Here is a 10,649-nt window from a genome sequence, read left to right as displayed (position 1 = left end):
AACTAGAATCCGCCTGGAGAGATGTTACAATGCGAGAACTGACCCCGTCTTCCCCTGACTCCGTCTTCCCGGCTTTTTTATGGCCATTTCTTTTTCCGCAAAACATACTGTCGATCATCCCACACCCAATCAAGAAATTCTTGCATCTGAGGAAATGGAGGCTCTGCTAAACCTAAGTCGTATGCTTCATGACTGAGTGTAGAGATCAAGTCTCGAAGCGGTGAAAGTATGCAAATAATTCGATATACAGCAAATTTAACGGCTTGATCGTGTAACCCTGGTAATGCCAAAGCCTCTTCGGTTGAAAGAGGTTGCTTATCAAGCCCGTGCATTATGGTTATTGAAATAGCACTGATTGCATCAGCAATTAATTTTGCTTCTCCAAGGATTTTGTTTCTTTGCTTTTCGGGCACGTCTTGCCCAAGTATTAATAGTATTATTTCACCCCAATGCTCTAGAGGATCTTTTCCAGATTGTTGAGCGCTAAGCGCATCAAGATTATGGTACCGAGTAGTCTGAGCAAAGTCGCTGAGAAGCCCTATCAATTCTTGATTTATATTATCTAATGAGTTCCTGCTCGGTAAATTGCCGCTATATGTATTAGATATTTTTACGCATTCATCATACAAGTCTGTAATATTGTGCCCATAGCCTTTCAATTGCTTTTTTGTCGGAACTGAAAGACTATTTTTAAGCATATGCTCCATTATGACAATTGCTTTTAGTAGCCTCTCTACACCTACCGATAGATTAAACAGGGCGGAATAAAATGCCCCTTTGTTATGGACGTTGGCAGAACGAAGCTCGGTAAGCCCTGTAGTAAGACAAGAACGTAGTAAGTACGCTTCCTGTTGAAGAAAATGAAATGATGGTGGAAATTGAGCGTTGTAGTTCATGATTTTTTAGCCTAACGGTGAATGGACTTTAACCCGACGCGGAATAACACGTCACTCTGACGCATATTATGCGCCCCCATTTCTTCTGCACCATTAATACACCTTTTCCGCCCTATTCAGCAAATGTAAATATCACTTTTCCTGTCAACCAGTTACGGTTATTCAGGGCTCCCTAATATTCAACGAACCCATCGACTGCATTCCCCTTTCAGCAAGCGGAAATGTTTCACATTGACGCATATTACTCATGCCGCCTACATTGGCTCTATTTCACCGGGCAGGATGCCACTATGAATAGGCCTTTGCGTTCGCCGTTGTTTGAGCGGAGCCTGAGGTGCGCGCCTTTTTGTCGCACATGGCGATAAACCGGAGCGTGGCTCCAGCGATGCAGAATGGTCATTCGGGGCAGAGTCGAAGGCAGTTAGTTCATTTCCGCGTGGCCACAGAAAACGTGCCCACCCTACCTGGCTGTTTTGTTGCGGGAGATCTATTTGGTAATGCCAGCCGCCCTGCACGGGGCGGATCAGGAAGGGTGGCTATTCATACAGCATCACATCGGCAATGCGATTCGCCCAGGCCGCAAAGGCGGGTACTGCGAACAGGTCTTGTCCGATGGCGCGGTGTATATCCGATACCAGCATCACGCCCATTTCGCGGGTGGGAAAGCGCGCGGCGTAGTCGAGGATATGGCCGAGTACCGCCTGGGCCTCGGGTGTGTCTTTGGTGCGAATGGCATGCCCCACCAGGGCGGCGGCCACCGCATATTGCAGATCGGTCTCGGTGGGGACAGCCACCTCTTCGCCGCGCACGATGGCGTCAAGGTCGGGTAGCTGGTCGAGGCTCTCCAGGAAGGCATGCAGTTCGATGCCGGCCGCCGGGCCGACACAGGCCTGCAGGCCGCCCTGCATCAGATGGGGACGATCGGCGAATTTCTGCACCGCACGGTGGGCGAATTCCCAGGAGCGCGGCGAGGGAAACGCGACCGGGTTGTGGGCCGGGTCAAAATCAAACAGGCGCTCGGGGCGAAACCGCAGAAAGGCGATCACCCGCTCGTCGATGCCATGGGCGTAGGCCCAGGCGGCCCAGTCGTCGAGGTGGGTCTCTACCTCATAATGGGAGAAGCGGTTGGCCAGGGGCGCGGGCATGGAATAGGTGACGCCACGGTCGCCCTGCCGATTACCGGCGGCAAAGATGGCCCAGGCCTCGGGCACCCGGTATTCCCCCAGCCGCCGGTCGAGGATCAGCTGGTAGGCGGCGGCGGAGACGGTGGGCGGCGCGGAGGTGATCTCATCCAGAAACAGGATGCCCGCCACGCCATGCCGCTCGGCATCGGGCAGCATGGCCGGCGGGGCCCATTCCACTCGCTCGCCGTGACGAAAAGGGATACCCCGCAGGTCGGAGGGCTCCATCTGCGACAGGCGGATATCGATCATCGGCACCCCATGACGCTCCGCGACCTGGGCCACCATCTGCGACTTGCCCACGCCCGGCGGCCCCCACAGCATCACCGGGGTGTGGTGGCCATGGACGGTGCTTTCGAATTCTTTCTCCAGAACCTGGGCAAGGAGTGCCGGGCGCATAGTAACCTCTCGAATAAAACCCATAGTTTATATAGGCAATGATGATAGACACAAAGCCCGGCGGACCGAATACCCCCAAAGGGAGGCGCAGCGCCCCCTGCGAATGAGCGTAAACGCTTGATGGGCGTAAACTTCTGCCCGCAACTGTCGCTATAGCTTGATAACCGACACGGATTATCAGGGTATGTTTATGGCCGCTATCAATAAATTCTTCGCGACGCTCTCGATCTCACACAAATTATGGGCGGGTTTTGCCATTGTGCTGACGATATTGGCAGTCGTCGTCGGCAACACACTGTTCAGTCTTGCCAAGATCAAGGACCAGGCCTCCACGGTGACCGAAGAGGTGCAACCCACCCTGATCGCGTCCATGGCGCTGATGACCGAGCTGAAGGAGGCCGCCGCCTATCTCGGTTTTTTTCTGCTCACCAAGGAAGACTCCCACAAGACCAGCTATCACACCCATCTCGCCGGCATCGATGAAAAACTACAGACGCTGAAAGACACACCGGTTGCCAGGGACAGCGTGGAGACCCAGGCCACACTGGCCGAGATCGAGCAACGCGTGGCCCGGTTCAAGGCCTATGAAGCCCGTATGATTCAACTGACCGAGGTGCAGACGGAGAACTTTGCCGCCCTGGGTTATGCCTCGACGGATCTGAATCCGATCAGCGCCGTCATCGTGCAACACCTGAGCGACATGATCCTCTCCGAGGCCGAAGAGGAGGCCAGCGAGGAACGCAAGCTACTGTATACCGACATTCAGGAGCTGCGCTACACCTGGACAAACGTGTTGAACAACGTGCGTATCTTCCTGATGTTCGGTGACCCTGCCGTGCTGTCTAACATCAGACTGTTTCACGAGGGAACGGTGGCCCTGATTGAAAAGATCGCCGGCTACGACGACATGCTGACCTTCGAGCAGGAAGTGGCCATCACCGAATTACGCAAGTCCGTGGCCAGCTACGGCGAAAAGACCAATACCCTGGCAGAGATCCATAAGGGCGCCAAGGCGCGGACCGATGCCTTTCTGCTGCGCACCGAGATCGGCCCCCTGCTGGCCGAAATCGATGGCCTGCTGAACGAGCTGGTGGAGCGGCAGCATCGCAACATTGAGATCACCAGCGCCAGCCTCATCGAGCAGACCGAATCGACCACTAGCATCGTCACCAGCCTGTTATTCATCGGTCTGTTGGTGGGTGGCGGCATCGCCTGGATTACGACACAGCTGATCAGCAAACCCCTGAGTCAGGCGGTGACCGCCATGCGCAACATCGCCGAAGGCGAAGGTGACCTGACCCAACGCCTGCAGAGCCGTGGTGATGATGAGGTGGCCCAGCTGGCAAAGGCCTTCAACCAGTTTGCGGCCAATATTCAGGAGCTGCTGGGACAGGTACTGGATTCGGCAGACCAGATCTCCAGCTCTTCGCAGGAGATGGCCGCGGCCTCCTCCAATGCGGAAAGCAGCATCCTCAAGCAAAACGCCGAGACCGAACAGATCTCCACGGCGGTGGAAGAGATGTCCATGAACGCGCAGGAAGTCGCACAGAATGCCGAGCTGGCCGCCGATGCCGCGCGTAATGCCGATGAGGAAACCACCGAAGGCCGGCGCATCGTAACCAACGCCCTGCAGTCCGTCGGCGATCTTGCCGACGAGACCCAGGCCGCCGCCGATGTGATAGAGAAGCTGGGCAAGGACATCCAGGGCATCAGCTCGGTCATCGATGTGATCCGCGGCGTCGCCGAACAGACCAATCTACTGGCGCTCAATGCCGCCATTGAGGCGGCACGCGCCGGCGAACAGGGCCGGGGTTTTGCGGTGGTCGCCGATGAGGTACGCACCCTGGCCTCGCGCACCCAGCAGTCCACCCAGGAGATACAGGACAAGGTCGTCACCCTGCAGCAAGACGCCGAAAACGCCGTCACCAAGATGCTGCATAATCGCGAGATCGCCGACAACACGATCCAGCTCACCAGCACGGCCGGCACCTCGCTGGAGGCCATCACCCAGGCCGTGGCGCGCATCACCGAGATGAGCGATCACATCGCCCGTGCCGCCGAACAGCAATCCGAGGTGGCCAACGTGGTCAGCCAGAATATCGCCAACGTCGCCCAGCTGGCAAAAACCACGGAAAACGCCTCGCAGCACGTGTTCCTCGGCACCAAGGGGCTCAATCAGCTGGCGGTGGCGCTGCGCGAGCGCATCTCCCGCTTCAAGGTTTAGGTTTAGGTCTAACCTGAATCCGTGGCTTGAGTGTAACGCCGGCAACGACTGGCGCGCGTGACGCGTTGCAGTAACGGCAGTCGCGACACACCCCACCAGCCCGTCAACAGCCCCAGCACCGCGCCCAATAGCGCGCCCGCCAGAATCTGGCTGGGATAGTGCACGCCCAGATAGACCCGCGACAGGGCCACCAGCATGGCCACCGTCCCGAAGCCCCACAGCCAGGCACGCCAACGCAGCACGTAGCCGGTAAACACGGTGAACAGGAAAAAATTCAGCGCGTGGTTGGACGGCATGCCATTGAGACGACGACTACAGTTGATGTCAAACAGGGTATCCACCTGCCGCACCGTGTCGCCCAGTGCCGCACAGGGTCGCAACTGACCGGTGAAGTCTTTCAGCAGCCCGCCCAGCTGATCACCCAGGATGATCAGAGCGATGGTCAGCAACCAGAAGCGGACGCCATCGCGGCCAAACCGCCAGGCGAAAAATGCCAGCACCAGCAGCAACAGCGGCGTCGAAAAAAAGCGGTGTTGAGAGATCCAGGCAAACGCAATATCCAGCCAGGGGGTGGCGAGCGTTTGGTTCAGCAACAGCAGTAGATATTCGTCCAAGGTCTGGCCCTAATGTGCGGTGACCCGACGTAGAATAACAGATGGCGCGCGATTATTCTGACCACGCTGCACGGTGGTACAGACAGTCGGGGATACGCAGAAGTGACCTGGATTGATTAAGAGAGATCAGGCGTTGCGCTGGTTTTGCAGCGCCTGCTGGGTCGCGGGGTGCTGCAGCAGGCTGGCCTTGATATCCAGGATATCCACCAGGCCCATGGTGCGCAACTTGCCCCCGTTGTAGATCCCCTGCAGCTTCATCACCAGGCTGTTGTCCGTTCTGCGGTACATCACGCCATCCAGCGAATAGGACTTGCCGCGACCGTCCAGCGGGACATCGAAGTTCAGGGTCAGACGCCGGTATTCGGTCAGCGCCCGGATGTCCGCACCCAGTTTGGCAAACAGGAGTTGCGCGGATTCCTCGGAAAAATCCATCAGCACGCAGTCGTGCGTCTCACCGTCTTTTATCGTCAGGCTAGCCGGCAGGTCGGTCTGCAACCGATAGTGCTGTCGTTGGTCCGTCAGGCGCAGGGTGTCCGGCAGCACATCCAGCACCACCACATCGTGGCCGGCATAGATCCCGCTGGTGAGCGACAATACCTTGCGCACCTCGGTATCCACCTGACTCAGGGTGCCGCCCCTTGAGCAGGCCAGCAGGCTGATGATGTTCTGCCGCCGAAACGGACCACGCGGACCCAGCTCGGCACGACGCATGTAATCGCGTTTGTTTTCGTCGTCCTGATTCACCGGAATCAGCAGACTGAAACTGTCCACCGTCTGCACCTGCCGTTCCTGTCCCTCCACCATGAGCCGAAACACGTCGCGCTCACCGTCCTGCTGACAGCGGATATCGATGGGGGAAAAGATCTGCAGGTCGTTGACGCTGTAACCCAGCACGATGGTGTCCAGCGCGCCCTTCTCCTGGTATTCCGGGAAATAGCGGATCTTCTCGCCAAGCGGAAAATACCGGAACAGCTCCATCAGCCTGGCGATCGCCAGGGGCTGCGACGCGTTATCCGCGCCAGCCCTGTTCCGGGCTGCGACTTTGCCCTCAGCCGAACTGAACACCTTCTTGAAAAAACCCACCATGATTCCGCGCGTCCTCGTATGGACTCTATGGACTAAACCCGTCTGGGGTGACGATCCTGTTCAACAATTAAACCCCCACCGATCAAACATACTAGCGGCCGCTCTGGCGCCGACCTTAGCCCACCGCCAGCCGCGCATTACGGAACAGGCGCAGCCACGGGCCGTCCTCACCCCACTCCTGCGGCGACCAGGAGTACTGCACACTGCGAAACACCCGCTCCGGGTGCGGCATCATGATGGTAAAGCGGCCATCAGCGGTAGTCAGCCCGGTCACCCCCTGGGGCGAGCCGTTGGGATTGGCCGGATAGGTTTCCGTGGCCCGGCCGTGGTTGTCGACATAACGCAGGGTAGCGAGCCCGGCATCCAGCACCGGCTGCACACCGTGGGCAAACACCGCGCGCCCCTCACCGTGGGCAACCGCAATGGGTAGGCGAGAACCGGCCATGCCGGTCATGAACAGCGAGGGAGAGGGCAGCACCTCCACCAGTGAAAAGCGGCCTTCAAACTGTTCCGACTGGTTACGTTCAAAATGTGGCCAGTGCTCCGCGCCCGGAATCATCTCATGCAGGTTGGACATCATCTGGCAGCCATTACAGACCCCGAGACCAAAGCTGTCGGGGCGCTGGAAAAAGGCCTCGAACTCGTCACGCGCACGGGCGTTAAACAGCACCGATTTCGCCCAGCCCTCACCAGCCCCCAGCACGTCACCGTAGGAAAAACCGCCGCAGGCAACCATGCCCTTGAAATCGGCCAACGACACACGCCCGGCGATGATGTCGCTCATGTGCACATCAATGGTGTCAAACCCGGCCCGGTCAAATGCCGCGGCCATCTCGATCTGCCCATTCACACCCTGCTCACGCAGAATCGCCATGCGCGGCCGCGCCCCGCCGTGAATCATCGGCGCGGCGCTATTGCCCATAAACGAGACATCAGCCGGGTCAAAACCCAGGGCCACGTTGAGGCCCGGGTCCTGCGCATCCAGCCGGGCCTCCATTTCCTGTTGGGCGCAATGGGGATTGTCACGTAGCGACTGCATATGCAGCGTGGTCTCGGACCAGGCGGCACGAAACTCCATGCGCTCCGCACCCAGCACCTCGCCGCCCTCGTAGCTGAAGCTGATGCGATTATCATCGGCGGGTGCGCCGATCACAAAACTGTGTTTACCCAGGCCGCAGTCATGCAGATAGTCCAGCACGGCATCGGTATCGGTATGCCGCACCTGGATCACTGCACCCAGCTCTTCATTGAACAATGCCGCGACCGGATCATCGCCCAGTTCATCTAACTGGATGTTGACTCCCTTGCCGCCGGCAAAAGCCATTTCACAGATGGTCGCCAGCAGACCGCCATCCGAGCGGTCATGGTAGGCCTGCAACAGGCCCTGCTGATTGAGCTCCTGGATGGCGGTAAAAAACGCGCTGAGGGCGCCGGCATCATCCACATCCGGCGCGTGATGGCCTATCTGTTTGTAGACCTGCGCCAACGCGGAGCCGCCCAGACGATTTTCGCCCTTGCCCAGGTCGATAAGAATCAGGTCGCCATCGGTGCGCATCTGCGGCGTCAGGGTGGCGCGCACATCCACGACCGGGGCGAAGGCGGTAATGATCAGCGACATCGGCGCCGTCACCGATCGCTCCTGGCCGCCATCGGCGGCGTCATCCTGCCAGACCGTTTTCATCGACATGGAATCCTTGCCCACCGGGATCGCAATCCCCAGCGCTGGACACAGCTCCATACCCACGGCCCTGACCGCATCAAACAGCCCCGCATCCTCGCCCGGGTGACCGGCCGCCGACATCCAGTTAGCGGACAGCTTGAGATCACTGAGCCGGCCGATACGCGCGGCGGCGATGTTGGTAATCGCCTCGCCCACGGCCATGCGTGCCGAGGCGGCATGGTTCAGCAGGGCGATCGGGGTGCGCTCCCCCATCGCCATGGCCTCGCCGGCGTAACCGACAAAGTCGGTGGTGGTCACCGCCACGTCCGCCACCGGCACCTGCCAGGGGCCGACCATCTGGTCACGCGCCACCATCCCGGTCACGGTGCGATCACCAATGGTGATCAAAAAGGTTTTGTCGGCGACCCCGGGCAGGCGCAACACGCGCATGGCCGCGCCCATGACATCGATACCGGCGGTGTCGAATTCCGGCTTGTGGAAGGATTTGTGATGCACGTCGCGCAACATCTTCGGCGGCTTGCCCAGCAGCACCTCCATGGACATATCGATGGGGGTGTTGTCGAAATAGCCATCCCCCAACACCAGCTGCTCTTCCTCGGTGGCCTCGCCGATCACCGCAAAGGGGCAGCGCTCGCGTTCGCAGATGGCCTCGAACTCCGCCATGCGTTTCTGGCTGACCGCCATCACATAGCGTTCCTGTGATTCGTTACACCAGATCTCCCGCGGTGACATGCCCGGGTCATCACTGGGGATGGTGCGCAATTCAAAACGCGCGCCGCGGCCACAGTCGTGCACGATCTCGGGCATCGCATTGGACAGGCCACCGGCCCCCACATCGTGAATGGAGATCAGCGGGTTGTTGTCGCCCATCGCCACGCAGCGATCGATCACCTCCTGCGCCCGGCGCTCCATTTCCGGATTGCCGCGCTGCACTGAGGCGAAATCGAGGTCTTCGTGACTGTCGCCGGTGGCCATGCTGGAGGCCGCGCCACCGCCCAGGCCAATCAGCATCGCCGGGCCGCCGAGCACGATGAGCTGGGCCCGTGGCGGGATGTCATTCTTTTCGACGTGGGCGGGACGAATATTACCCAGACCGCCGGCCAGCATGATGGGCTTGTGATAACCGCGCACCTCGGTGCCATCGTTATCTGTGTGCACCGACGGCGCTACATGGGCTGACGGCTCTCCACCAGCTGACGGCTCTCCACCACCAGCCGAGGGCACCCGTTCCTCAAAAGTGCGGAAATAACCGCAAATGTTGGGTCGGCCGAATTCATTATTAAACGCCGCAGCGCCGATCGGGCCTTCCAGCATGATATCCAGCGCCGACACGATCCGCCCCGGCCGACCGTGATCCGTTTCCCAGGGCTGCGGTGCGTCGGGCAAATTCAGGTTAGACACCGAGAAACCGCTCAACCCGGCCTTGGGCTTGGAACCGCGCCCGGTCGCCCCTTCGTCGCGGATCTCGCCCCCGGCGCCGGTGGCCGCCCCTGGAAAGGGTGAAATGGCGGTGGGGTGATTGTGGGTCTCGACCTTCATCAGGATGTGCACATCTTCCGCGTGATACGCGTACTGGCCGGTCTGGGCGTGCGGGAAAAACCGCTGTCCCGCGCTACCGGTCATCACCGCCGCGTTATCCTTGTAGGCGGACAGGGTGCCCTCGGGGTGCTGCTGGTGGGTGTTGCGGATCATGCCAAACAGGGAGTGTTCCTGTGGCGTGCCATCGATAATCCAGTCGGCATTAAAGATCTTGTGGCGGCAGTGTTCGGAATTGGCCTGGGCGAACATCATCAGCTCGACGTCCGAGGGATTGCGCCCCAGCGCGGTGAAGTTCTCCAGCAGATAGTCGATCTCATCGTCCGCCAGCGCCAGGCCCTGCTCGGTGTTGGCGCGCAACAGGGCCGCGCGACCGCCGCCGAGGATATCCACCGTCGCCAGCGGGGCCGGTTCGGCCTGTATAAACAGCGCCTCGGCATCCTCGAAGCTGTCCATCGCCTGTTCCACCATGCGGTCATGGATCAGGGGCCGGATCTGCGCCAGCTGATGGTCGGTCAACCCCCCGCCATCGGCGGTGGCAAAGGCATAGGCCACCCCGCGCTCGATGCGGCGGATCTCCGCCAGCCCGCAATTGTGGGCAATATCCGTGGCCTTGGACGACCAGGGCGAAATGGTCCCCGGTCGCGGCACCACCAATAGCGACAACGTCTCGGCACTGATCTCGTCCGTGGCCGGCGGGGTTGCCGGGCCGTACTGCAACAGCTGTTCGAGCACCGCCTGCTTTTCCGGGCTGAGGGCGAGGTGCAGGTCCACGAAGTGCACGAAGGCCGTCTTGACCGACGCCAGTTGCGGGACATGCAGCCGTGCTGCGGCCAGTAGTTTATTGAGACGGAATTCTGAGAGTGCGGCGGTGCCGCGTAACTGAAACATAGGCCTTCCCGTTTAACGATCGAGGACGTGAAAAAGGCCGTAATGATACTGTATTTTGGCGGGTGTTGCCCTGGGGTTAGACCTGGTGCTGACAGCCATGCGGCGCAATGCCCTTCGGTTATTGCGCCCTTGCACTGAGTG

Annotated in this window: 6 protein-coding genes; 1 reads left to right on the top strand and 5 read right to left on the bottom strand. The window is 59.6% G+C overall.

Going from position 1 to position 10,649, the window contains the following annotated elements:
• Positions 1–77: 77 nt before the first annotated feature.
• Positions 78–896, bottom strand: coding sequence for a hypothetical protein (locus tag RRB22_12350; protein MDT8385196.1), 819 nt, complete (start codon positions 894–896; stop codon positions 78–80).
• 536 nt (positions 897–1,432) lie between these two features.
• On the bottom strand, positions 1,433–2,476 hold the full coding sequence (locus RRB22_12345; GenBank protein ID MDT8385195.1) for a MoxR family ATPase: 1,044 nt from the start codon (positions 2,474–2,476) through the stop codon (positions 1,433–1,435).
• Positions 2,477–2,666: 190 nt separating this feature from the next.
• Between RRB22_12345 and RRB22_12340 the strand changes: the two genes are divergently transcribed.
• Positions 2,667–4,700, top strand: coding sequence for a methyl-accepting chemotaxis protein (locus tag RRB22_12340; protein ID MDT8385194.1), 2,034 nt, complete (start codon positions 2,667–2,669; stop codon positions 4,698–4,700).
• Positions 4,701–4,708: 8 nt separating this feature from the next.
• On the opposite strand, the gene RRB22_12335 is transcribed toward RRB22_12340, so the two are convergent.
• The 3 genes from RRB22_12335 to purL all read right to left on the bottom strand — a co-directional run bounded on the left by RRB22_12335 (position 4,709) and on the right by purL (position 10,508).
• Positions 4,709–5,314, bottom strand: coding sequence for a phosphatase PAP2 family protein (locus RRB22_12335; protein MDT8385193.1), 606 nt, complete (start codon positions 5,312–5,314; stop codon positions 4,709–4,711).
• 126 nt (positions 5,315–5,440) lie between these two features.
• Complete coding sequence (locus tag RRB22_12330) at positions 5,441–6,400, bottom strand: hypothetical protein (GenBank protein ID MDT8385192.1); 960 nt, start codon at positions 6,398–6,400, stop codon at positions 5,441–5,443.
• Positions 6,401–6,515: 115 nt separating this feature from the next.
• A complete protein-coding gene (gene purL / locus RRB22_12325) occupies positions 6,516–10,508 on the bottom strand; it encodes a phosphoribosylformylglycinamidine synthase (protein ID MDT8385191.1) in 3,993 nt (1,330 codons plus the stop codon).
• Positions 10,509–10,649: the final 141 nt, after the last annotated feature.

The organism is Gammaproteobacteria bacterium, assembly GCA_032250735.1.
In the GTDB taxonomy this organism is placed as follows: Bacteria; Pseudomonadota; Gammaproteobacteria; order SZUA-152; family SZUA-152; genus SZUA-152.
The sequence above is the reverse complement of the archived record's forward strand: the minus strand, read 5'-3'. Positions and strand labels throughout refer to the sequence as shown.